Source organism: Pelagibacterium luteolum, assembly GCF_900100665.1.
Taxonomy (GTDB): Bacteria; Pseudomonadota; Alphaproteobacteria; order Rhizobiales; family Devosiaceae; genus Pelagibacterium; species Pelagibacterium luteolum.
In genome coordinates this window covers 20,409-42,328 of sequence record NZ_FNCS01000016.1, presented here as the reverse complement: position 1 = coordinate 42,328, position 21,920 = coordinate 20,409, and the positions used below count along the sequence as shown (strand labels likewise).

24 protein-coding genes and 1 pseudogene are annotated in these 21,920 nt (G+C 60.5%); 19 read left to right on the top strand and 6 right to left on the bottom strand.

The features are described 5' to 3' along the window. Positions 1–84: 84 nt before the first annotated feature. A complete protein-coding gene (locus BLR31_RS17430; protein WP_090598299.1) occupies positions 85–1,110 on the bottom strand; it encodes a LacI family DNA-binding transcriptional regulator in 1,026 nt (341 codons plus the stop codon). Positions 1,111–1,301: 191 nt separating this feature from the next. Between BLR31_RS17430 and BLR31_RS17425 the strand changes: the two genes are divergently transcribed. The 3 genes from BLR31_RS17425 (at position 1,302) to BLR31_RS17415 (ending at position 4,873) form a co-directional block, all read left to right on the top strand. Beyond that, positions 1,302–2,846 carry a sugar ABC transporter ATP-binding protein gene (locus BLR31_RS17425; protein WP_090598296.1) on the top strand — a complete coding sequence of 515 codons (1,545 nt, stop codon included), beginning with the start codon at positions 1,302–1,304 and terminating at the stop codon, positions 2,844–2,846. After that, positions 2,827–3,852, top strand: coding sequence for an ABC transporter permease (locus tag BLR31_RS17420; RefSeq protein WP_090598294.1), 1,026 nt, complete (start codon positions 2,827–2,829; stop codon positions 3,850–3,852). Before BLR31_RS17425 ends, BLR31_RS17420 begins: the two co-directional genes overlap by 20 nt. A gap of 73 nt (positions 3,853–3,925) precedes the next feature. Next, positions 3,926–4,873, top strand: coding sequence for a substrate-binding domain-containing protein (locus BLR31_RS17415; RefSeq protein ID WP_090598292.1), 948 nt, complete (start codon positions 3,926–3,928; stop codon positions 4,871–4,873). Positions 4,874–4,944: 71 nt separating this feature from the next. On the opposite strand, the gene xth is transcribed toward BLR31_RS17415, so the two are convergent. Next, complete coding sequence (gene xth, locus BLR31_RS17410; RefSeq protein WP_090598367.1) at positions 4,945–5,730, bottom strand: exodeoxyribonuclease III; 786 nt, start codon at positions 5,728–5,730, stop codon at positions 4,945–4,947. A gap of 38 nt (positions 5,731–5,768) precedes the next feature. After that, positions 5,769–5,954 (bottom strand): DUF3606 domain-containing protein, encoded by a 186-nt coding sequence (locus tag BLR31_RS17405; RefSeq protein ID WP_090598290.1) that lies wholly within the window; start codon positions 5,952–5,954, stop codon positions 5,769–5,771. Between the two features lie 117 nt (positions 5,955–6,071). Here BLR31_RS17405 and ku (BLR31_RS17400) point away from each other — a divergent pair, with 117 nt between their 5' ends. Continuing rightward, complete coding sequence (gene ku, locus BLR31_RS17400) at positions 6,072–6,926, top strand: non-homologous end joining protein Ku (RefSeq protein ID WP_090598365.1); 855 nt, start codon at positions 6,072–6,074, stop codon at positions 6,924–6,926. Here the strand turns inward: ku (BLR31_RS17400) and ku (BLR31_RS17395) are convergent. Beyond that, positions 6,923–7,741: a non-homologous end joining protein Ku gene (gene ku / locus BLR31_RS17395; RefSeq protein WP_090598287.1), complete on the bottom strand. Its 819-nt coding sequence runs from the start codon at positions 7,739–7,741 to the stop codon at positions 6,923–6,925. The genes ku (BLR31_RS17400) and ku (BLR31_RS17395) overlap by 4 nt on opposite strands. 221 nt (positions 7,742–7,962) lie before the next feature. Here ku (BLR31_RS17395) and BLR31_RS17390 point away from each other — a divergent pair, with 221 nt between their 5' ends. The 5 genes from BLR31_RS17390 (at position 7,963) to BLR31_RS17365 (ending at position 13,143) form a co-directional block, all read left to right on the top strand. After that, positions 7,963–8,199, top strand: coding sequence for a DUF2934 domain-containing protein (locus tag BLR31_RS17390; protein ID WP_090598284.1), 237 nt, complete (start codon positions 7,963–7,965; stop codon positions 8,197–8,199). A gap of 371 nt (positions 8,200–8,570) precedes the next feature. Beyond that, complete coding sequence (locus BLR31_RS17385; protein WP_090598282.1) at positions 8,571–9,926, top strand: tyrosine-type recombinase/integrase; 1,356 nt, start codon at positions 8,571–8,573, stop codon at positions 9,924–9,926. Between the two features lie 412 nt (positions 9,927–10,338). Continuing rightward, on the top strand, positions 10,339–10,656 hold the full coding sequence (locus BLR31_RS17375) for a hypothetical protein (protein ID WP_090598277.1): 318 nt from the start codon (positions 10,339–10,341) through the stop codon (positions 10,654–10,656). Between the two features lie 128 nt (positions 10,657–10,784). After that, positions 10,785–11,609 (top strand): ArdC family protein, encoded by an 825-nt coding sequence (locus BLR31_RS17370; RefSeq protein WP_090598275.1) that lies wholly within the window; start codon positions 10,785–10,787, stop codon positions 11,607–11,609. A gap of 454 nt (positions 11,610–12,063) precedes the next feature. Then, positions 12,064–13,143 carry a transposase gene (locus BLR31_RS17365; RefSeq protein ID WP_244505120.1) on the top strand — a complete coding sequence of 360 codons (1,080 nt, stop codon included), beginning with the start codon at positions 12,064–12,066 and terminating at the stop codon, positions 13,141–13,143. A 245-nt stretch (positions 13,144–13,388) separates the two neighbouring features. Here BLR31_RS17365 and BLR31_RS17360 read toward each other — a convergent pair whose 3' ends face one another. After that, on the bottom strand, positions 13,389–13,766 hold the full coding sequence (locus BLR31_RS17360; RefSeq protein ID WP_210183949.1) for a hypothetical protein: 378 nt from the start codon (positions 13,764–13,766) through the stop codon (positions 13,389–13,391). Positions 13,767–13,806: 40 nt separating this feature from the next. Further along, positions 13,807–14,430 carry a TetR/AcrR family transcriptional regulator gene (locus tag BLR31_RS17355; protein ID WP_090598270.1) on the bottom strand — a complete coding sequence of 208 codons (624 nt, stop codon included), beginning with the start codon at positions 14,428–14,430 and terminating at the stop codon, positions 13,807–13,809. 109 nt (positions 14,431–14,539) lie between these two features. Between BLR31_RS17355 and BLR31_RS17350 the strand changes: the two genes are divergently transcribed. The 10 genes and pseudogenes from BLR31_RS17350 (at position 14,540) to BLR31_RS17305 (ending at position 21,899) form a co-directional block, all read left to right on the top strand. Beyond that, positions 14,540–15,055 carry a NuoB/complex I 20 kDa subunit family protein gene (locus BLR31_RS17350; RefSeq protein WP_090598268.1) on the top strand — a complete coding sequence of 172 codons (516 nt, stop codon included), beginning with the start codon at positions 14,540–14,542 and terminating at the stop codon, positions 15,053–15,055. A gap of 89 nt (positions 15,056–15,144) precedes the next feature. Continuing rightward, the gene (locus BLR31_RS17345) at positions 15,145–15,510 is read left to right on the top strand and encodes a hypothetical protein (RefSeq protein ID WP_143009425.1); all 366 of its coding nucleotides are present in this window, start codon (positions 15,145–15,147) and stop codon (positions 15,508–15,510) included. Between the two features lie 39 nt (positions 15,511–15,549). After that, positions 15,550–16,026, top strand: coding sequence for a carboxymuconolactone decarboxylase family protein (locus tag BLR31_RS17340; protein ID WP_090598261.1), 477 nt, complete (start codon positions 15,550–15,552; stop codon positions 16,024–16,026). Positions 16,027–16,150: 124 nt separating this feature from the next. Further along, positions 16,151–16,621 (top strand): hypothetical protein, encoded by a 471-nt coding sequence (locus BLR31_RS17335; protein ID WP_425287266.1) that lies wholly within the window; start codon positions 16,151–16,153, stop codon positions 16,619–16,621. Between the two features lie 256 nt (positions 16,622–16,877). Beyond that, the gene (locus BLR31_RS17330) at positions 16,878–18,110 is read left to right on the top strand and encodes a site-specific integrase (RefSeq protein WP_090598259.1); all 1,233 of its coding nucleotides are present in this window, start codon (positions 16,878–16,880) and stop codon (positions 18,108–18,110) included. Next, positions 18,107–19,471 (top strand): tyrosine-type recombinase/integrase, encoded by a 1,365-nt coding sequence (locus BLR31_RS17325; RefSeq protein ID WP_090598256.1) that lies wholly within the window; start codon positions 18,107–18,109, stop codon positions 19,469–19,471. The genes BLR31_RS17330 and BLR31_RS17325 overlap by 4 nt, the downstream gene beginning before the upstream one ends. Beyond that, a complete protein-coding gene (locus BLR31_RS17320) occupies positions 19,468–20,472 on the top strand; it encodes a site-specific integrase (RefSeq protein ID WP_090598254.1) in 1,005 nt (334 codons plus the stop codon). The genes BLR31_RS17325 and BLR31_RS17320 overlap by 4 nt, the downstream gene beginning before the upstream one ends. An 85-nt stretch (positions 20,473–20,557) precedes the next feature. Beyond that, positions 20,558–20,710 (top strand): annotated as a pseudogene (locus BLR31_RS17315) (antirestriction protein ArdC); the annotation flags it as partial. Then, entirely contained in the window at positions 20,698–21,066 is a 369-nt protein-coding gene (locus BLR31_RS17310; protein WP_090598251.1) for a DUF2958 domain-containing protein, read from the top strand. The pseudogene BLR31_RS17315 and the gene BLR31_RS17310, both read left to right, overlap by 13 nt. Then, positions 21,066–21,899, top strand: coding sequence for a hypothetical protein (locus tag BLR31_RS17305; protein ID WP_244505118.1), 834 nt, complete (start codon positions 21,066–21,068; stop codon positions 21,897–21,899). Before BLR31_RS17310 ends, BLR31_RS17305 begins: the two co-directional genes overlap by 1 nt. Positions 21,900–21,920 lie beyond the last annotated feature (21 nt).

Sequence of the window (21,920 nt, the reverse complement as noted above, 5' to 3'; positions counted from 1 at the left end):
CCGCCCTCGCGGGCCGAAAGACGGGGCGTAGCCCGTCATCCGCAGGGCTAAAGCCGCGCTTGGGCGACCGACCTCGTCGGCAGGTCAGTTGCGATCGGGACGACTGACGGAATTCCGGACGATCAACTCGCTGCGCAGCAGGATTTCGGTTTCCGGAGGCTGTTCCCCGCCGAGCAGCATCAACAAAAGGTCCATGGCCTTTTCGCCGATCTTGACCCGGGGCTGCTTCATCGTCGTCAGCGAAGGGGTGACGAAACTCGCAAACGAGATATCGTCGAACCCCATCACCGAAAACTGTCGAGGGAGGTCGTATTTGCGCGCGTTGAGCGAGATGACGACGCCCAATGCTGTGGCATCGTTGACGCATAGAAAGGCGGTGGGCAACACGTCGCGAACAAACATATGCTCGGTCGCTGCCCGCCCGCTCTCGGTGGTCCCGTCACCGTCGAGGATCAGGCGGGGATCGACCGTGATGTTGGCGCCAGCCAGCGCTGCGCGATAGCCCCGCTCTCGCAAGACGTTGACCGCCTTGGCGGTCGAGTGGCCGATAAAGGCAATGCGCCGATGCCCCTGGGCGATCAAGTGCTCGGTGGCGACACGCGCGCCCTCGATATTATCGACACCAACAAAAGGCACGTCGGCATTGGGCAGGGGCTCGTTCACAGCCACCGTCGGCGGCAAGCGAGTTTCGCCGCCTTCGCTGCCGAAACCGTAAGGAAGATGGCCGGTGAACAGGATCAGCCCGTCGGCCTGGTTCGAACTGATGAACCGAAGGTAGTCGGTCTCACGCGCCGGATCGTTCTGCGTATTGCCGATAAGGATACCGTATCCGCGCTTGCTGGCCTCGGTTTCGAGTCCCACGAGAATATTGGAAAAGTTTGGATCGCCCACATCGGGCGCCAGGATCAGGATCATGTTGCTGCGGCGCATGCGCAGCGAGCGCGCCATGGCGTTCGTCGTATATCCGGTCTGCGCAACAGCCGTCGTCACGCGGCGGCGCGTTTCGTCGGCGACCTTGGTGGGTGCGTTGAGCGCCCGGCTGACCGTAGCGATGGAGACGCCGGCGATCGCCGCGACATCCTCGATAGTGGCCAGTTTTTGATGTTTCACGTTTCGCCCCGCACACGCCGTCGTGCCCGCCTAGCATGCCTTTACCAGATGCCGCGCACAGCACCAGACCCCATAAGTGTCACACCCGTCCCATCAGGTCGTTGTAAACCTTTACATGAGCAATGAAAACCTTTACATAGCTCAAAGGAGGACGATGCGCTGGGAGGCTGTGGCGCATCTTGGGGGGAAGCATGTCGATCAACGACGATAGCACCACTGCGCCTGTTATTCTGGCGGCGCACAGGATCAGCAAATCCTTCGGCGACGTGCCGGTGCTCTTCAGCATCGATTTCGACATTCGCCCGGGTGAAGTTCATGCCATCATCGGCGAGAACGGCGCCGGTAAATCCACTCTCATCAAGGTGCTTTCGGGCCTGGAGCAACCAAGCTCAGGGTCGATTTCCTACGATGGCCAAAACGTCGTGCTGCCGCCCAATGGCGAAGCCGAAGCCATGGGCATCGTCGTTATCCATCAGGAACTGCTGCTTGCCGAACACCTGACGGTGTCGGACTCGATTTTCCTGGGTCGCGAACTGACTCGAAACGGCTTTCTGCGGGTCAGGGAAATGCGCGAGAGGTCCCGCGCTATCCTCGACACACTGCACGTCAATGTCGACCCCGATGCGCGGATCAACACCCTGTCGGTCGCGGACAAGCAGATGGTCGAGATCGCCAAGGCGATCAGCCGCGATGCGCGCGTCCTGATCATGGACGAGCCGACGGCAGTGCTCTCGGTGGGCGAAACCCAGACCCTGTTCGAGCAGATCCGTCGCCTCACAGCGCGCGGTGTCGCGGTCATATTCATATCCCACAAGCTCGGAGAAATCATGGAGCTCGCCCAGCGGGTGACCGTACTGCGGGACGGGCAATTGATCGCGACGGTCGGAACCGAGGCCCTGACCCCCGATTCCATCGCCCAGATGATGGTTGGTCGCGAACTCTCAAACCTCTATCCGCCCAAGCACGAGCCGGACGTCGAAGCGCCTGTGGTCTTATCGGTGCGCAATCTGGTGGCGCCCGGCGTCAAAGACATATCGTTCGATTTGCGGCGGGGCGAAATCCTTGGCTTTGCGGGTCTTATCGGATCAGGGCGCACGGCCGTTGCGGAGGCGATTGTCGGCCTCAATACGCGTCGCTCGGGAGAAGTCTGGGTCGATGACCGGTTGGCCAATTTCTCTACGGTTTCCCAATCGGTCGCCGCCGGGCTCGCTTATATGACCAAGGACCGCAAGGGTCGCGGCCTGCTGCTCAATGCAGGGCTGGAACCCAACCTCACGCTGCTGACGCTTAAAAAGCACCTCAAACACGGCTTTCTGGATGGCAAGAGCGAAGCGCAGGCGCTTCAAAGGGCTGTGCGGCGCTTCGATATCCGGGCGCGCGATGCCTCGGTGCGGGTCGGCCAGCTCTCGGGCGGCAATCAGCAAAAGCTCATGCTGGGAAAGACCATGGAGTCCGACCCCGAAATCATCATCATGGATGAGCCGACGCGCGGCATCGACGTCGGCACCAAGCAGCAGATCTATCACATCATCGCAGCCCTCGCCGCCGAGGGAAAATCGATCATCGTCATCTCCTCGGAGATGCAGGAGGTGATCGGGGTCAGCCACAGGGTTGTCGTCATGCGAGAGGGGCGCCTCGCGGGTGAACTCGAAGGCGCCGAGATAACGGAAACAGAAATCATGCGGTACGCCGCAGGCATCAGACAGGGTGGGGACGATGAGCGTATCAGCGCATGAGGCTGCGAAGCCGCGAAAGGGCTTTCACCTCGATCTCAAGACCGCAGGGCCGCTACTGGCGCTGATCCTGCTGATTATTTTAGGCTATTCGCTGAACCCCGCCTTCCTCAATGAGGGCAATGTTACCAATATTCTCACCCGCTCCGCCTTTATCGGCATCATCGCAGTAGGGGCGACGTTTGTGATCACCGCCGGCGGCATCGATCTATCGGTCGGGTCGATGGCCGCTTTTATTGCGGGCATGATGATCATCATCATGAATGGCGCGGTTGATGCGTTCGGCGCTTCGATCTGGACGGTGGTGCTGGGGATCGGCTGCTCACTCATCCTCGGCATCGGCGCCGGCTTCATCAACGGGTTTCTCACGACCAAAGGCAAGATCGAGGCCTTTATCGTGACGCTGGGCACGATGGGTATCTATCGCTCCCTCGTCACCTATTTTGCCGATGGCGGCACCTTGTCGCTCAATAATGGCGCCCGTGAAATCTATCGCCCGGTCTATTACGAGAGCTTCCTGCGCATACCCTATCCGGTCTGGACGTTCATCATCGTCGCCATCATCGGCTGGATTTTGATGAACCGCACAGCCTTTGGCCGCTACTGCATGGCGATCGGCAGCAACGAGCACGTCGCGCGCTACTCGGCCATCAAGGTCGACCGGATCAGGACGGTGACTTACATCTTGCAGGGACTTTGCGTTTCGCTGGCAACCATCATCTATGTCCCTCGCTTGGGGTCTGCCTCATCCGCAACCGGCGTGCTGTGGGAACTCGAAGCCATTGCGGCCGTCATCATCGGCGGCACCATGCTCAAGGGCGGCTATGGCCGCATCGGCGGAACGGTGATCGGCGCGCTGATCCTGACCGCCATCGGCAATATCTTAAATCTCACCGACATCATCTCGAACTACCTCAACGGGGCGGTTCAGGGCGTCATTATCGTCGCCGCTGTCTATTTGCAGCGCGGTTCGTTCCGTACCGGCCGTCGCGCCAAAAAACCTGAATAGTTCGACAGAAATTCCCGCTTCACAAAAGCGGGCTGGACGGCGCCTAACGCGCCACACTTTAGGGAGGAATACCATGTCTATCAAAGTATTGACTTTGGCCCTGGCGGCGACGACCGCCCTGGCCGCGCCCGCCCTGGCTCAAGACCAGATCCGGATCGGCGTCTCCATTCCAGCGGCGACCCATGGCTGGGCCGGCGGGCTTAACTGGCACGCCCAGGAAGCCGAACGGCGCATCGAAGAAGCCAATCCCAATATCGATATCACCCTGGTGACCGCCGATAGCCCGGCCGACCAGGCCAGCGACATCGAAGATCTGATCTCCGTGCAGCAGATTCAGGCGCTGGTCGTTCTGCCGTTCGAATCCGATCCGCTCGTCGAGCCAGTCCGTCAGGCAAAGGAATCGGGTGCGTTCATCACCGTGGTCGATCGCGGCCTTCCCGATGAATCGATCCAGGACGTCTATGTCGCCGGCAACAATACCGAATTGGGCTCGGTCTCGGCCGAATACTTCCTCACGCGCCTGGGTGACGGCGACAATATCGTGATCCTGCGCGGCATTCCCACAGTTATCGATACCGAACGTTTCGATGCCTTCATGGAAGGAATCGAAGGATCGGGTATCAACGTGCTCGATAACCAGTTCGCAAACTGGAACCGCGACGATGGCTTTGAAGTGATGCAGGACTTCCTCTCCCGCTTCCCTGACATCGACGGTGTGTGGGCTCAGGACGACGACATAGCCATGGGCGTTGTCGAAGCCGTGCGTCAGGCGGGTCGCGAAGACGAAATGTTCATCGTCGGCGGCGCAGGCATGAAGGATGTCATCAAGGGCATCATGGACGGTGACGAACTGATCCCGGTGAACGTTCTCTATCCGCCCGCGATGATTGCGACCGCCATGGACGTGACAGTTGCGCACTTCAACTCCAACGGTCCCGTGACCGGCACCTACATCCTGGGCGCGCCGCTGATCACCCAGGAAAACGCCGAGCAGTACTACTTCCCCGATAGCCCGTTCTGATCGATTGCTATCAAATACGAAAGGGACGCCTCGGCGTCCCTTTTTAATATGGGACCGTGGCGGTGCAGGCGTCACAGCGTCGTTTCCGCCTTGACCGATATCCAGGCTGGAGCGTGATCGCTGGCTTTTTCCCAACCTCTAACGTCGCGATCCACACCGCCATCGATCAGGCGGCCGTGCAATGGCGGCGATAGCAGGAAATGGTCCAGCCTCAAGCCCGCGTCGCGTTCCCATGCATTCCGGAAATAGTCCCAGAATGTATAGATTGTCTTGTCGGGATAGAGCCTGCGAATGGCATCCTGCCATCCCTGCTCGAGAAGTTGCTGATACGCCGCGCGCACTTCTTGTCTGAACAGCGCGTCGTCAATCCAGCGCTCCGGCTTATAGACATCGCGCTCGGTTGGAATGATGTTGAAGTCGCCTGCCAAGACGGCAGGAACGCCCGCCTCGATCAGAGTGCCAGCGTGGGCCAGGAGCCGGTCTAGCCATTTGAGCTTATAGTCAAATTTTGGTCCCGGCGCTGGATTGCCATTCGGCAGGTAGAGGCAGCAAACAAGGATGCCGTTTACGGCGGCCTCGATATAGCGACTTTGGTCGTCGTCCTTGTCGCCGGGAAGTGTGCGTCGGGTGATTATCGGCGCAGTTCCCCGAGCAAGAATTGCGACCCCGTTCCATCGGCTCTGCCCGTTCCAGACGGCCGAATACCCGGCCGCCTCTAAGGCATCCGCGGGAAACTTCTGGTCTGGAGCCTTGAGTTCCTGAAGGCACACAATGTCGGGCGCGGTTTCTTCGAGCCATCGCAACACGATGGCAAGACGCCCGTTGATGCCGTTGACGTTGAAGGTCGATATCCTGATGCTGTCGGCTTCGGACGCCTTGCCTGGAACGGCCACCGTCAAGACTTGAGCTTTTTGGCTTCCCGTTCGAGATCGGTCCGCATATTCCCGTGCTTTTTAATCAGGTCCCGCGTCTGCTGCTCTGTAACGCCATTCTGTTGTGCGAAGTACCGCACTTCATAATCCTGGTCTCCGGCGACACGGTCGCGATCACGGTATCCTGTCTTGCTTGGATCGTCAGGCATTGATGGTCTCCTTTCGGTTACCGCGATCCAATGCACGCAAAGCCATGGGAGTTCCCATACTGTCTTGGAACGCAGGTCAATGCTTTCTCGTTCTATCGCCAACTTCAGGAGGTTCAATTGGCACCACGTGCAGTCTGGAAAGGAACGCTCAAGATCGCAGAGATCGCGTGCCCGGTGTCGATGTACACCGCCACCTCGACTGCCGGACGCATTTCGCTCAACCTCGTCAATCGAAAGACCGGCCATCGTCTTAGCCGCATTTATGCAGACACAACGACCGACAAACCGGTCGAGGCGGAAGATCAGGTCAAAGGCTATGAGACGAGCGAAGGCAAATACGTTGTTCTCGAGCCCGATGAGATCGCAGCGGCAGTTCCCGACAGTGATAAGACGCTCAAGGTCGATTCCTTTCTCGCCTGCAACCGGATCGAGCCGACATATTTCGACAAGCCATACTATCTGCTGCCTTCAGATGAGGCGGGGCAGGAAGCCTTTGTTCTCATTCGCGAAGCGCTACGCAAGCGCAAGACCGCCGCGATTGCCCATGCGGTTTTGTTTCGCCGTGTACGACCGGTGCTTATCAGGGCGCACCATGACGGGCTGATCGCTACGACGCTTAATTTCGACTATGAGGTCCGCTCGGCAAAGGCGGCCTTCAAGGACATCGCCAAGCGCAAGATCGACGCCGAAATGCTCGAGCTCGCCCAGCACATCCTGAAGACGAAAGCGGGAAAGTTTTCGCCCGAAAAGTTTGAGGACCGCTATGAAGCGGCGCTTGCCGATCTCGTTAAGGCGAAGATCGAAGGCCGGAAAGTCATTCCCCTTCGTCGTCCTGAGCCCACCAAATCCAATGATTTGCTGAATGCCTTGCGCGAAAGCGCCGGAGCAAAGCAGGCGCGTGCCAAGGGTAAAAAGTCCAGCGCGGCCAAATCGAAAAAGCCCGCCGCAAGCACACAGCGAAAAGCCAGCTAGCCCGATTTCTTACCGCTCTTGGGTTTGTCCGCGAGGCTCTTTTTGAGCGCGGACATGAGATCGATGACGTTGCTGGCCGGCTCTTCTTCTTGGTCGGTTACCGCCTTCGGCTTCCGTTTGGATTTGGCCGGCTTCTTGGCCTTGATGATGTCCATCAGGCGATCTTGCACCGGGTCGTTCACCATGGAGTCCGACCATGGCACAGTACGATCATCTATAATCTGCTCAACCATCTTGAGCAGTTTTGGATCAGGTTTTCCGTCGTCGACAGCTTTGAAATATTCATCTTCTTCTCGGACTTCATCTCCAAAGCGCAATGTCCACAAAATGATGCCGTTCTCCCACGGCTGAAGCATCACGGCACGTTCTCGATTGCCGAGAACGAGGCGGGAAATGCCGACAACGTCACTCTGGGCCATGGCCTCGCGAATAACGGTAAACGCCTCTTCACCCACCGCGTCGGCGGGCACGACGAAATAGGGGCTGTCATAATAGACCCATTCAATCGTGTCGGCGTCGACGAACTCGTCTATGTCGATCGTCCGGGTGCTCTCGAGCTGAACCGCATCGAGGTCATCGTCCTCAAGCTGGACGTAATCGTCCTCGCCGCGCTCATAGCCTTTGACCTGATCCTTATCCGGCACGACCTTGCCGGAGACCGCATCGACATAGCGTGTATATATTCGCTCCCCGGTCTTGCGGTTCAATGTGTGAAAACGCACTTTGGCGCTGTCGGTGGTAGCGGGCGCCAACGTCACCGAGCAGGTTACCAGCGAAAGCTTGAGATAACCCCTCCAATACGGTCTCGGTGCCACAGCCGAACTCCTTGCCTCGTCTGTCGCCCAAAACGCTGGACGGCCTTCCATGTTCCCCAACGCCTGGTTGCTTTCCGCAGCGTGCCCCAGCGTCGACGTGGACGAAGCGGGTTTGTGGTCGCTAACCTGTGTGTGCGCTCGGCACCTTAAAATCGCAGGAAAATAGCGCGCCGGGAACCTGAGATGGCGCGGGCGAGTTGCTTGGTCTGGAGGAGTTCATCATGACACATCATACCGACCACGAAGACCGTATCCGCCAACGCGCTCACGAGATTTGGCTCGCCGAGGGTCAGCCCAGCGGACGGGAGAAGGAACACTGGGAGCAGGCGGAAGCCGAGGTGCAAGAAACGTCTGCCGAGCCTGGTCTTGACCGTCCCGGATCAATGGGCGGCGACGAGATCCAATCCGGCGTCGAAGCACGATCCATCCGCGCCAATGACGCCCGGGCTCGCCGTTAACAAGCAAAAGCGCGAACGCGTTCCAGGCGTCCTGAGCCAATCGCAGACAACAGCTGTATGACCCGCTACCCGGTTTGCCAGCAACCGGGTGGCCCGGCCTCGCTCGAACCATATGTAAGAATGATGTTGCCCAGTGGAAGAATGGCGCACCCGACACGATTCGAACGTGTGACCTCTGCCTTCGGAGTTTTTTAGACTCCCTTTCGCTACAAATCGCGAGGGCACGCTATGTTTCTCTATCATACTGAAAACAAAAAGAAAGTTGAAATCTCCGCTTCTCTTCGGTATCCTTGGACACGCTCTAATTCACTCCCGGCTGCTTCCGTGGCGCTTCCGTGGAAACAGCTCCTCTTCAGCGGAGGTTACGTCTGATGGCAAAGCTGACCAAGCGAATTGTCGAAACCGCCGAGGTGCGCGAGAAGGACTACTTCATCTGGGACGACGATCTGCCGGGCTTCGGCCTGCGCGTCTTCACCTCCGGCAAACGCAGCTATCTCATTCAGTATCGAGCGGCAGGCCGGACCCGGCGCTTCACCATCGGCCTTCATGGAATCTGGACGGCCGAGAACGCGCGTCAGGAGGCCAAGGCCCAGCTCGGCCGCGTCGCGCGCGGCGAGAACCCGTCCGAGGAACGCCAGCTCGACCACAAGGCGATAACGGTCAAAGAGCTTTGCGATCTCTATGTCGCTGACCTCAAGGCCGGCCTGATCCTCGGCAAGGGCGGGCGTCCCAAAAAGACGACGACGATCACCACCGACATGGGGCGTATCGAACGGCATATCATTCCGCTGATCGGCACGCGCCGCGTCAAGGATCTCGCGAAGGCCGACATCAACAAGGTGATGAAGGACATCATGGCCGGAAAGACGCGCGTTTCGGTCAAGACCAAGAAGCTGCGCGGCAAGGCCATTGTTCGCGGCGGCGCCGGCACGGCGGCTCGAACGGTCGGATTGCTCGGCGGCATCCTGACCTACGCGATGGAAGCCGGCATCATCGACCGCAACCCTGCGCACGGCATACGCAAGCCGAAAGACAAGGTGCGCAATCGCCGCCTGTCCGAAGCGGAGTATCGCATCCTGGGCGACATGCTGCGGACGGCGGCCGAAAACGAGAAATACACGATGACCACCGAAATCATCCGGCAGATCGCCCTGACCGGATGCCGCCGCTCGGAGATGATCTCCCTGATGTGGAGCGAGGTCGATACGGACGCCAGTTGCCTGCGTCTAACCGATAGCAAGGAAGGCGCCTCGACCCGGCCTATCGGCCTTCCGGTCATCGAGTATCTTGAGGCGCAGAAGGATCAGGCGACCGGAGCGTATGTGTTCCCCGGCACGCGATTGGAAGACGGCGCGTTCGGCAGCTTCCCCAATCACTGGAAGCAGATATTCAAGGACTCGCCCCTCGCCGACGTCACGCCGCACGTCCTTCGCCATAGCTTCGCCAGCATCGCCAACGATCTCGGATTCACCGAGATCACGATCGCCGCGCTGGTCGGCCATTCCAAGGGATCGGTCACGAGCAAATACATTCACACGCTCGACACGGCTCTCATCATGGCGGCCGATACCATCTCGGGTTACATCCAGGGTCTTCTCGACGGCGTTGCCTTCAAGCACACAGCATATGCGCTCGATCGTGATTCCCGGAAGGCGGCCCTTGCCCGCTTCCTGCGCGAAGCCGCCGACGCGGAGGGCGAAGCCGTCGATCATCAGATCGCGGCCTAGCCACGCTCACCACGATGGTGCCGGCCTGGGGAATATTCCGCGCCTGCATCATCGTGGAAGCCAGGGTGGCGGAGACGGACGACCGTGATCGCGCTCGCCATCAATCCTTGCGCAGGATTTTCGCCATCGCCTTCCCGCGCGCCAGCTCGTCGACGGCGAGGATCGCGGCGGCCGGGTCGGACTTGGCGCGGGGGCGATGAAGATCGCTCTGCCTTGAACACTATCGCAAGAATCGGGGAAGTTCGAGGCGGGGCGTCGCCCTTCGGGCCGGGCTCTCGGCTGGCGCTGAAGCCTCGCGTCGCGGGTCTTCACCCTGACGGGCTTCCATCCCTGACGCATTGCGCTGGCGTCCGCGTCGGCTCGGTCAGCCGATGGGGCACGCTAAGCGAAACTTCCCTATGAGGTGTGATGAATGGATGTGCTCAAGGACTTGCCGCCCGGTACGATATGGTCGTATCTGCTGGAAGCGATCGAATGGCAGGTGCTGGAAGATCTTCGCTCCTACGCGCGATCCCGTCAGCGCGATGTCGCACGCGGCGCCGAGACGCCTGATCTCGCCGCGCTCATTGTCGACAAATATTGTGAGGGGCTCGCCAAGGCGCTGCGCATAGCAGGCATCGATTCCACCGTGCGGCTAGAAGGCGATCGGCTCTGCCGCGAGATCGATCCCGATTTCGACGCGCACCGGGAGGCGCGTTGGGCAGCGCGTCCTTGCACGCTCGTCTACTGACGGACGCCAATCCGGACAGATTTCGGCGTCGTCGGGATGAGCGGGAGAGTGAGAGTGCGGCCGGGTTGGCCGTGACGGGTTGAAGATCGGGAGAGAGGCTCCCGAGGCCCGTCGCGGAGACAATCCCGATGGCCAGAACCAGGAAATCACCACGCGCCGGCAACGACCGGACGAACCTCTACGACGACATCACCGACAAGATCATCGCCGATCTCGAAGCGGGAAAGCTGCCCTGGGTGCAGCCATGGGGCGGCGCTTCGGCTCCGCTCGCGATGCCCAAGAACGCCGTCACCGGGCGGCAGTATTCCGGCATCAACATCCTGCTGCTCTGGGGCGCCGTGGTCCAGTTCGGCTATCCCTGCCAAAGCTGGCTCACCTTCCGCCAGGCGCTTTCGCTCGGCGGCAACGTGATGAAGGGCGAGCGCGGCACGACCGTCGTCTATGCCGACCGCTTCGTGCCCGACGACGAGAAGAAGCGCGCCGCAGAGACCGGCGAGGACGCAGCGGCGATCCCGTTCCTCAAGAGATACACGGTGTTCAACGCCGCCCAATGCGAGGGCCTGCCCGAGGACGTAATGGCCGCCGCGCCGCCACCCCCGCCCGGCCTGATTGAGCCCCAGGTCGAGGCACTGATCCACGCGACTGGCGTGGACTTCCGAATAGGCGGCAATCGAGCCTTCTACGTTCCGGCACACGATTACGTTCAGGTGCCGCCGCCCCAAGCCTATTTCGAGCCGATTAACTGGCATCGCACCGCCTTGCATGAGCTCGGCCACGCGACAGGCCATGCCTCGCGCCTTGGCCGTGAATTGTCCGGCAGCTTCGGCACGAAGAAGTATGCCTTCGAAGAGCTGGTCGCCGAACTGAACGCTGCGTTCTGCTGCGCTTCGCTCGGCATCGAGCCCACGGTCAGACATGCCGACTATATCGGCTCCTGGCTCGAATTTCGATGAGGTGAGCATAATTCGAGTTATCCGCAGCAGCCCATAATGTGAAGGAACGCGGCGGGATTGGCTGTGGTCTCCGGATTCCTGCCCGCATTCCTCCGCATTATTTCACAGCGCGTCGAGCCAGGCGCTAGCGGACGGCGCTTCTGTTGGCGTGGGCAAACGGAGTTAAGTTTTGCGCGGATTGAAAATTAACGGCCGCGATGCGCTGCTCAGCTTTCTGACCATAGTGGCATAAAGGTGCAGTGGTACGGCTCGCCGAGACTTTCAAGATGGAACGACGGGTTTTGGCGTTGCCGTTGGTCGAGGGGGAACGGCGAAGTTGGGGTGGGAAGGAGACCGCCGAGGCGGAGACGCACCGCAACATCGAGGTGATCTGGCTGCTGCGGCACCTCAAGCCGGACTTTCGCACCATTGCCGCTTTCCGGCGGGCAAACCGATCCGCTTTCCGGCAGGTGTTTTGGGAATTCGTGATCCTGTGTCGACAACTCGACCTGTTGGCCGGGAACTTCTGGCTGTCGACGGCACACGGATCAAGGCGGTCAACAACAAGGACCGCAACTTCACGCGCGGCGCTCTGACGAAGTTCATCCGTGAGGCCGACGAGAAGCTGGCCGACTACATGAAGCGCCTCGACGAGGGCGACGCAGATGAAGAGAAGGCCGGCAGCGGCTCCAGGGAAAGGGGTGATGGCAAACTCGCCGAGAAGATCGCGGCGATCAGGGACAAGCGCACCAAGCACAAGGCCATGCTGGAGGAACTGGACCGCACTGGCGAAGACCAGATATCGCTGACCGATCCCGACGCCCGCGCCATGGCCCGCATGACGAAGGTCGGCGTTGGCTACAACGTCCAGCTTGCCGTAGACACGAAGCACAAATTGATCGCCGAGCAGGAGGTTTGCAACCAGGTAATCGACCTTGGCCTTCTGGCTCCTACGGTCGAAGCCGCGATGGAAACGCTTGGCGTCGAACGCATCGAGGCGGTCGCCGACCGGGGCTACTTCAAGATCGAGGACATCGAAGCTTGCGAGGCAGCCGGCATCACCGCCTACGTGCCCAAGCCGCTCCGCGGCCCCGCCGTAGCTCAGGGCTTCTTTTCCAAAGAGGAGTTCCGCTACGATGCTGAAGCAGACACCTACACCTGTCCAGCAGGCCAGACGCTCAGGCCCCGCTATTACGGCAAATTGCGCGACAACGTGAAGGTGATCTATTGCGACCGCAAGGTTTGCAAGGGCTGCGAACTGCGTCCGTCTTGTACTTCCAAATCCTATCGCGGCGTCACCCGCCTTGAGAATGAGGCCGTGATCGACCGCATGGCAGATCGGCTTGCAGTCAGGCCTAATATTCTCGACACGCGCAGGGAGAGCGTCGAACATCCGTTCGGCACGATCAAGCAGTGGATGAATCAGGGCGCGTTCCTGATGCGGCGATTGGAGAATGTCCGTGGCGAGTTCAGTTTGACGGCGCTCGCCGACAACATCAAAAGGGCCATCACCCTGGTAGGCGTACAGGGCCTGATCGCCGCCGCAAAGGCGTGACCGGTGAAAATCCGCCTCCTGAGAGCACCGAAATCGCGCGAAAGCACCCTTTTGAGGCACCATGCCACCCCGACGCCAATGATCGGAGAACCCCAGAAAAACCCGCATCGATAAACGATGAGCGCCTATAAGGCCTGATGATCGCTGCGTTTTAGGACGATCTGCCCCACTTTTGCGACGGAAACCACTCCGAAAACCCAGCCCTGTCGATCTGGTCATGAAAATGCGGGCATTGCGTGAAATTGTCAGACTTGGGACCAGAAGAATGAAATGCCGCCGATGATGAACAGCACCACCCATGAAAGATGCCTGCCGCGCGTGATGATGAGCGGGAGTAGTCCGGATGCGATTGAAGTGAGTCCGATTGCCTGAGCCGCGCCGTGGGGCGTCAATTGGCCTTGGCCGATCTGCCCCAGCAATGCGGCGAAACCGAACCAGGCGATAGTCGTGATGTGCCATGCAAAGCGCAGGGTTCGCGTGGTGAAACGGGTGCTGCCAAATATCGTGGGTAAATCCTCACGGCGAAACAGCCGCACGAGAATATACCGCTCGCCAAGTATGGAGTGGGCCAGGCCGAGAGCGATAAAAAGAACAGCTGCCACGAGCATCATATTATAAAACACCTGTGTTCTCGTTTAGGGATCATGGCAGGCTGCATTCCCTTCACGCGCTTGGCTCGGCCGCGCCGTTGATGAAGAGCTGGATAGCCGCTTCAAATTCATCTGCGAGGGAAAGCTCGGGGACACTCAACCAGCGCATAAGGGCTGCCAGATACAAATAGTTCAGGAGGAACGCGAGGTGCGCGGCATCGAGATCGCTCCGCACTTCGTCCTCGCGCTGGGCCGTCGCGATAAGCTGCGTCATGGTTGTGATGAGGTCCTCGCCATCCTTGACCGCTCCATCGGCCGCGTCGAAGCTCCCGAACCGATAGCGAATATAGGGAGGCAGATATTGCCGGTGACCCTCGCACCACTGCGCCGACGCAGCAAAAAGCGCGGTCAACTGGGCCTGGATCGAGTTCGTTTCACCGAGAACCGGCGCAAGGCCAGCAAGGTCTGTGGACAGTTCCTTTTCGATCCAGTGCGTGAGCACAGCTTCCTTGACCTGAAAGTGGTTATAGAGCGTGCCTTTAGCTACGTCCGCCGTGGTCGCGATCTGCTCCATCGTGACGTTCTGGTAGCCTTCGCGCTCGAATAGTTCGAAGGCCATGCCGGCAATCTGGTCGAGCATTTGCCTGCGCTTGCGCTCGCGCCGGCCGGGTGGTGGTTGAAGGTCAGTCAGTTGCATTTCTATACGTCGTTCATCTTTAGATGTTGAACAAATATGGATGTCGCCTATATTGCCTCTCGAAAGCGCCTTGCCAACCCCAAATCTGCGAGGCAGCGAGGAGTGGCAGATGAGCCAGCAATCCCGGATCGAGCCCGGGTTCTTCACGGAAGTCAGCAGCGACCTAGCAGACAGAAGCTGGGCGCTGACGAGCTTCGACAAACTCGCACAATGGGCACGTACGGGATCCCTGATGTGGAACCAGTTCGGGCTCGCCTGCTGCGGTGTTGAAATGATGCACTTCGCGATGCCGCGCTACGATTGCGAGCGGTTCGGGTTCGCGCCGCGCGGTTCGCCGCGGCAGTCCGATGTGATGATCGTCGCCGGGACGGTGACGAACAAGATGGCCCCGGTTCTGCGCAAGGTCTACGATCAGATGCCGGAGCCGCGCTATGTCATCTCCATGGGGTCGTGCGCCAACGGAGGCGGCTATTATCACTATTCCTATTCCGTGACGCGCGGCGTCGACCGGTTGCTGCCCGTCGACATCTATGTGCCCGGCTGTCCGCCATCCGCCGAGGCGCTGCTATACGCATTCCTTCTCCTTCAAAAGAAGATGCGGCGGGTGGGGACGATCGAGCGTTGAGCCGGCCGTCGAAGGATACAGCTGCCAATCACGGCGGCTTCGCCCGATGCGCGACGCCGTCGCAGCGGAACTGGAATCAGGAGCCGACAATGTCTGCATATTTTCTGCCAGCGGCCATCTCCATGGCGCTGCTTGGCTTCCACCTTGTCGTCGGAGGGCGCGAGATCGCACAGCCCCTGCTCACGTCGCAGGAGTTCCCGTCTGACGTAAAACATGTCCTGTATATCTGCTGGCACGTCGTCAGCATCCTGACTGGTGCGTTTGCATTGAGCTACCTCGCCGCGGCGATTGACCCGGCTCTGCGCACCTATGCGATCGCAGCCACCATTCTCGCTGGCGCCATGACGCTATGGAGTTTGGCGGTGGTGGTCTGGAAGCGGCAGAGCCATCGGGAAATGCCCCAATGGATCGCATTTCTGGTGCTCACGCTCTCGGGCCTCTGGGCGCTGAATTGATGGCTGGAACCGGCCGAAACCGCACGAAAGGAGAAACCTGTGCAGCCGAGGATCGAAGCATTTTCCGTCGAGCCGAAATTGATGCAATCCCTCCTGAAGCTGGAGGAAACCATAACGGCCTCCGGCCTCGAACAAAGTTTGATCGAGCTGGTGAAGATAAGGGCGTCGCAGATCAACGCCTGCGCCTACTGCCTGCATATGCATACCGCCGACGCGCTTGCCCAGGGCGAACGGGTCGAGCGTCTTCTTTTGCTCGATGCCTGGCAGGAATCCACGCTGTTCACGGCGCGGGAGAAGGCCGCGCTCGGCTGGGTCGAAGCGCTCACCAATGTCGGCGCGACCCATGCTCCCGATGAGGATTTCGATGCTCTCAAGCCAGCATTTTCCGAATCCGAGATCGTGAAGCTCACGTTGCTGATCGGCATGATCAATCTGTGGAACCGGGTCTGCGTGGGGCTGCGCGCGGTTCATCCCGCTGACATCGAAGGTGCTGAGGATAAGCGACGGCAGTTATGATCGGTTTTCCTGCGGACAGGCCGCGAGAGCGTTCGAAACAATCCCCCGCCACACCTTCGCGGCATCGTCGATCACAATCGACTCCTGAATTGAGGATGGCTGGCCTGATGATGAAAGTGCAGATTTGAGCAGTCTTCTGGACACGTCCAATCTTTATCGTCCGCGCACGGCATGGTTCGTGAAGCGCATCGCTTGTGGGCCGGTGGAAATCAAGCTTTCGGCAATCAGCGCGCCAGATACCGAAATTCGCGAAACAGACATTCTCCGCGCGGAAGATGCGATCCGCGAGGAAAGCGCGAAACTCGTTCATTCTTACGATCATATGGATGCCGGTTTTGCTATTGTGCATGCTGGCGAAGAGGCGCTTTGGTTGCTTCTGCACCATTGGATCGACGGCGGTATTGCCACGCATCGACTGTGGCGCAAACCGCTCGAGACGGAGGCTCCCTTTCAACCCGTCGTCTCCAGTGCCATGGCCTGCGTCTGGGAACTCGGTGTGATCGATTTCGAGCGCAGAGCCTGGATGAGTACCGTCATGGCGGGCAAACCACTTTCCGACTACCTCGCTCGCACGCTTCCGCACGGTACGGTGTGAACTCGCCCACGTCACCGCTACTTCGGCTCCCCCGCTAGACGACAATCGACCCGATATAACTGGTCTCTTCGACAGGTTATCTCTGGCAGTAAGAGCCGCCCGCAAGGTCCGGATTCAGCAGTGATTAGCGGTAATGTAAATGCCCGCAATGGGTTCGATAGGTGAAGGTCTCCTTCTAGCCGAAAAATCCAATGAGTGGCCTCTGCGTTCCGATGGCAAACTTCTGCAGTCATTTTGACCAGCAGAGGAGCCATCGATGTCGAATACCAATGACCAACTGATCACAGAGCTCAGAACCGTACTATCCAGCCAGCAATACAGCCCTGTGGTGATCGGGAACTACTGCGCCTATGCGCGCGGGTTCGTCGAATACCTTGCACAGCAGAGCATCGATGTTGTGGAGGTGACCGAGACGCAGGTGGTTCAGTACCTGCATCATGCGGTGGCGCTGTTCCGGAAACGCCATGGTCGATCTCCGGGGCCATACTGGCACTCTATCCCGCGCTCCGGAATCCATGCCTTGCTGCGGCTCGCACAGGGTCAATGGCCGTCCCCGCCGAAGGCGGCCTGCGTTGCCGACGCGCTGCGCTTTGCGATCTGCGACGAGTACGAGACATGGCTGCGTGAGGAGCGAGGTCTCGCTACGGCCAGCATCGACGCGTTGATGTGGGAGGGGCGGAACTTTCTGGCCTGGCAGATCGATCGGCACGGTCCCGACAGCCTGATGACGATGAGCGTGAGCGACATCGATAGCTACATGGACACGCGCAGCCCTCATCAGACGCGCAGGTCCGTGAAGGATGTGGCCGAGCGCCTTCGCTCGATGCTGCGCTATCTCCATCGGACTGGGCGCGTCGCCATCGATTTATCGCCGCACGTCATCGCCCCTTTGCTCTATGCCTATGAAGGTGTGCCGTCGATCCTTACGCCCGATCAGGTCGCTGCGGTTTTGCAGGCGTCGGGGGAGGACAAGACGTCGGCGGGCTTGCGGGACCACGCCATCCTGCAATTGCTCGCGACCTATGGCCTGAGATCGGGCGAAATCTGCAACCTGCGGATCGAGGACATGGACTGGCGAGCGGAATCGATCCGCATCAGGCACACCAAGACCCGGGCTAGCTCATTCCTGCCATTGATGGCGCCGGTGGGTGAAGCGGTGCTTGCCTATCTGCAGGTGGGGCGGCCTGCGACAGATGCCCGTGAGATCTTCGTCCGCACGCGCGCGCCGTATCGCAAGCTCGGCCTGCTGGCCAGCATGGTGCGGCGGCGGCTTACAGCCGCCGGCGTCACGCCGGCCGGCAAGAACGGCTCCCATATTTTCCGCCATGCACGTGCAGTCGAAATGCTGCGTGCCGCCGTGCCCCAGAAGGTGATCGGCGACCTGCTCGGGCATCGCTCGACAGAATCCACGGCACCCTATCTGAAGCTCGCTACCGAGGATCTCCGGGCCATCGCGCTCGACGTGCCGGGACAGGAGGTGCGTTCATGACGATGTGGCCCGACCCTGAGCGCCAGTTGATTGCGCGGTACATTGCAGGCCTTAACCTGCGCACCACGAACAGTCCCATCTACTACAGGCAGGCGCTCAACATCTTCCAGGATGTTGCCGAACGCCACGCCAGGCTCGACAAGGACATGCTGGTGGCATGGCTGAATGTATCGCCGGGACGGTGGGCCGCGACGACGCGGCTGCACCGCACCCGGATTATCGACCGCTTCCTCGATCACCTTGAGGAAACCGGAGCGATCGAACGCAATCCCGTCGCCGCGCTGGCTGAAGCTTGCAATATCAAACAGTGCAAGCCGGTTTGGCGCGCGCTGGCTTCCAGCGATCCGGATAGCGCGCTTGCCGAACTACACCAGCCCAGGCCGTTCGGAAGCATACTGGGCAAAATGATGTCCCAACACGTCACGCTGATGCGCAATCGAGGGTACAAATACACTACGCAAACGGTGTGGCTCTCGCGGTTCGACCGGTTCTTGCAGTTGAACCCTGCGCTTCAGGGGCAGCCAATCGCGGTGATGCTCCAGCACTGGTCTGCGGCAAAAACAACGCGCAATCATCCGAACGAGTGCGAAAAGCTGAAGCGGGTCCTTGCGAAAATCCTCCGCCATCAGAATCCATCAATCCCGCCACGCCGCCCCGACCCACGTCCGGAAAAGGAAGTGGCCAGGCAATGGCGAAAACCGCATATCTACACTCCGGCCGACGTGCGGCGTATGCTCGATATCGCCCGCTTTTACCCGTCACCACGGGCGCCGCTTCGCCCGTTGAGCATCTACACCATGCTGCTGCTCGCCTATTGCGCGGGTCTGCGGCGAAGCGAACTGGCCCGCCTCGATCTCGGTGACGTTGACTTCCAGGGCGGCACGATCACGATCCGCCAGACCAAGTTCTACAAGACCAGGATACTGCCGCTTCCCGACAGCGTGATGATCGAGCTTCGATCATATACCGAAGCGCGGCGGTGCGCCGGTGGATCTCAGGATCCGCGTTCCGGCCTGTTCTGGCACGAGCAGCGTAGTGACCGCTATACGAAAGAAGCCGTCGCCTGGCTTCTCGTTGACGTTATACGTCGTGCCGGGCTGAAACCGCCTCAGGGACGAACAGGACCTCGCTTGCACGACCTGCGGCATTCGATGGTCGTGAACCGGATCCTCGAATGGTACAAGGCGGGCATCAACCCGCAGGCTCATCTGCCGTTCCTCGCCACCTATCTTGGCCATCGGGACATCAACTCGACCCTGGTCTACATCACCGTCACGCAGGACCTTCTGCATCGCGCCAGTGAGCGGTTCCGCGTGCTGGGAGCGCCATGCCTCAACATCGGGCCGGAGGTGCGGGCATGAGCACGAGCAATCGGTTCTCGTATCTGCTGCGCGCATTCTTCTACGAATGGCTGGTCGATCAGCGCAATGCCTCCGTCCATACGGTGCGGTCGTATCGCGATGCCTGGCGGCTGTTCCTCCGGTTCGTCGCACAGCGCACAGGGAAGAAGGTGGCGATGATCACGCTGACCGATCTGACTGCCGGAGAGGCCATTGCGTTCCTGGGTCACGCCGAACATGAACGCGGCGGCACGATAGGCACGCGCAACTGCCGGCTTGCAGCGATCCGCAGCTTCTTCAACTTCGTTGCGACCAGGGATCCCGGATCGATCGCGCAATGCGTCGAAATCCTCAACATCCCGATAAAGCGTGCTCCAGTGTCGCAACCCTGTTATCTGGATCCGGCGGAAGTGACGGCGATCCTGGCTCAGCCTGATCGTTCGACACTCGAAGGTATGCGCGATCACGCCTTGCTCTCGTTCCTCTACAACAGCGGCGCGCGAATACAGGAAGCGCTCGATCTGTGCCCCGATGCGATCCGGTTCGAAAGCCCAAGCTGCGTGCGCCTGACCGGCAAGGGTCGAAAAGAACGTATCTGCCCACTCTGGCCGGAAACCGTGATGTTGTTGAAGAAGCTGCTCGAACGGCGACCGCGGGCGCTAGACCAGCGGTTGTTCGTCAACCGCTATGGCGAGCCGCTCAGCGCCTCGGGGGTCCGGTTCAAGCTTGCCGCCTATGTAAGGGCGGCGGCCGAGACTACGCCAACACTCCGCGATAAGCATGTGACGCCCCACGCCTTCCGGCACGCAACCGCCGTGCACCTCATATCGGCGGGCGTCGACGTCACGGTTATCCGTAGCTGGCTCGGTCACGTGAGCCTCGATACGACGAACCACTATGCCAGAGCCAACCTCGAAACAAAGCGCAAGGCATTGGAGCAGGTCGGCGTTCCCGAAACACCCGGTCGTCAGCCCTCGTGGAAACGCGATACGAGCGTTCTCGCTTGGCTCGACACGCTCTGAATAATGCGGAGGAATGTGGCCAGAAACCCCCGGACTTCAGCCAGTCTGGGTCGCGTTCCTTCACATTATGAGGTGCTGCGGATAACTAGAGGTGCTGCGTGAGGACAACCGCGCCATCGTGCGCGCGGCGAGCCAGGCGAGCAAGGCGGCCGACTGGATTCTGTCATTTCTCCCCGAGGACGCTGCCGCGCAGAACGCGGCGGTCGAAAGCGACAGGAGGGCGGCATGGTCCTCCTGACCGACGACCTGCGCGAGCAGCTCCTGACCAATGGCCGCGACCACGGCTCCGACCATGTGCCGGTGATGAAGCTCTTCAATCCGCTCGGCGCCGGCGTCTGGCTGGCGACCGAACTGGATGAAGATGGTGATCTCCTCTACGGCCTCGCCGATCTGGGCGAACCCGAAATCGGCGCCTTCTCGCTCGCCGAGATGACCTCCTTGCGTCTGCCCTGGGGCATGGGCATCGAGCGCGACATCCTTTTCACCGGCGATTTCCCCCTTTCGGTCTGGGCCGAGGCGGCCTGCGAAGCCGGCAGCATACGCGCGGCCGAGCGCATCCTCTATCGCGCCCGCATGGCGCAGGAGGGCTCGTGATGCGCTTCCGTCGCTGGCATAGGCCCGAGCCCTATTGTGACACGTCGCGCAAACGCGCGGCGTTCCACCGTAAGCAGCGCCTCGAACGAGAGGCGCTGCCGCTCTTCGCTGACCAGATCGCCGACGGACAGCACGGCGTCGACGAGGAAATGGTCCGTCGCGCCGTCTGGTGGGGTGAAGCCGAACGGGAGCGCCGCAGCCAGCGCGCGGCTTCCTGGCACAAGGCGCGCGGCCGTCTGTTCGCACTGCCCGACGCGCTCCGGGCCACCGTCCGATCGCTGTGGCGCGAATGCCCGTATCCGGCCGATCCTGTGTCCCTGCTCGATCTCCTGCACCAGATCGCCGTGGGCCGCGTCGATCCCCATCGCCCGCCCTGGAAGTTTCATCCCGAGGTGAAGGCCCGGATCACGCCGGACCCGTCGAGATTCGACGCGGCCTTCCGGCTGATCGGTCACCGCAAGATCGGGGGCGGCCCGAAGACCACGGCGGCGGACGAGTTCCTGTTCTGCGGCAATCTCGGCTCCGGCCTCGTCTTCCTGCGCTCCCGGGTGTGTCTGATCGAGCGGCACGAGAGCTTCTACACCTCCTCCAACCATCGTCTGCGCGATTCCAAGGTCGGCAGTGGCGGCCACTATGTCGAGATCGAGGTAACGGGCGATTGCCCGGACGCGGATCTTGCCACCATCCAGCGGATCGCCCAGGCGGCCGACACACGGCCCGTCGTCGTCCGGCGCGCCGCGCGATCGAGCGGCCGCAGCGCTTCGACTGGTGATGCCGAGCCTGCCCCGGCGCCCCAGAGTGAGAGAGGGGATGGGGATTTCGTGACGGGTTGAAAGCGGAGAGAGAGGCTCTCG

Coding starts and splice junctions, on each gene's coding strand:
- BLR31_RS17425 (WP_090598296.1), top strand. CDS start 1,302: ATGTCGATCAACGACGATAGCACCACTGCGCCTGTTATTCTGGCGGCG.
- BLR31_RS17420 (WP_090598294.1), top strand. CDS start 2,827: ATGAGCGTATCAGCGCATGAGGCTGCGAAGCCGCGAAAGGGCTTTCAC.
- BLR31_RS17415 (WP_090598292.1), top strand. CDS start 3,926: ATGTCTATCAAAGTATTGACTTTGGCCCTGGCGGCGACGACCGCCCTG.
- BLR31_RS17405 (WP_090598290.1), bottom strand. CDS start 5,954: ATGCCTGACGATCCAAGCAAGACAGGATACCGTGATCGCGACCGTGTC.
- BLR31_RS17390 (WP_090598284.1), top strand. CDS start 7,963: ATGACACATCATACCGACCACGAAGACCGTATCCGCCAACGCGCTCAC.
- BLR31_RS17385 (WP_090598282.1), top strand. CDS start 8,571: ATGGCAAAGCTGACCAAGCGAATTGTCGAAACCGCCGAGGTGCGCGAG.
- BLR31_RS17375 (WP_090598277.1), top strand. CDS start 10,339: ATGGATGTGCTCAAGGACTTGCCGCCCGGTACGATATGGTCGTATCTG.
- BLR31_RS17370 (WP_090598275.1), top strand. CDS start 10,785: ATGGCCAGAACCAGGAAATCACCACGCGCCGGCAACGACCGGACGAAC.
- BLR31_RS17355 (WP_090598270.1), bottom strand. CDS start 14,430: ATGCAACTGACTGACCTTCAACCACCACCCGGCCGGCGCGAGCGCAAG.
- BLR31_RS17350 (WP_090598268.1), top strand. CDS start 14,540: ATGAGCCAGCAATCCCGGATCGAGCCCGGGTTCTTCACGGAAGTCAGC.
- BLR31_RS17345 (WP_143009425.1), top strand. CDS start 15,145: ATGTCTGCATATTTTCTGCCAGCGGCCATCTCCATGGCGCTGCTTGGC.
- BLR31_RS17330 (WP_090598259.1), top strand. CDS start 16,878: ATGTCGAATACCAATGACCAACTGATCACAGAGCTCAGAACCGTACTA.
- BLR31_RS17325 (WP_090598256.1), top strand. CDS start 18,107: ATGACGATGTGGCCCGACCCTGAGCGCCAGTTGATTGCGCGGTACATT.
- BLR31_RS17320 (WP_090598254.1), top strand. CDS start 19,468: ATGAGCACGAGCAATCGGTTCTCGTATCTGCTGCGCGCATTCTTCTAC.
- BLR31_RS17310 (WP_090598251.1), top strand. CDS start 20,698: ATGGTCCTCCTGACCGACGACCTGCGCGAGCAGCTCCTGACCAATGGC.
- BLR31_RS17305 (WP_244505118.1), top strand. CDS start 21,066: ATGCGCTTCCGTCGCTGGCATAGGCCCGAGCCCTATTGTGACACGTCG.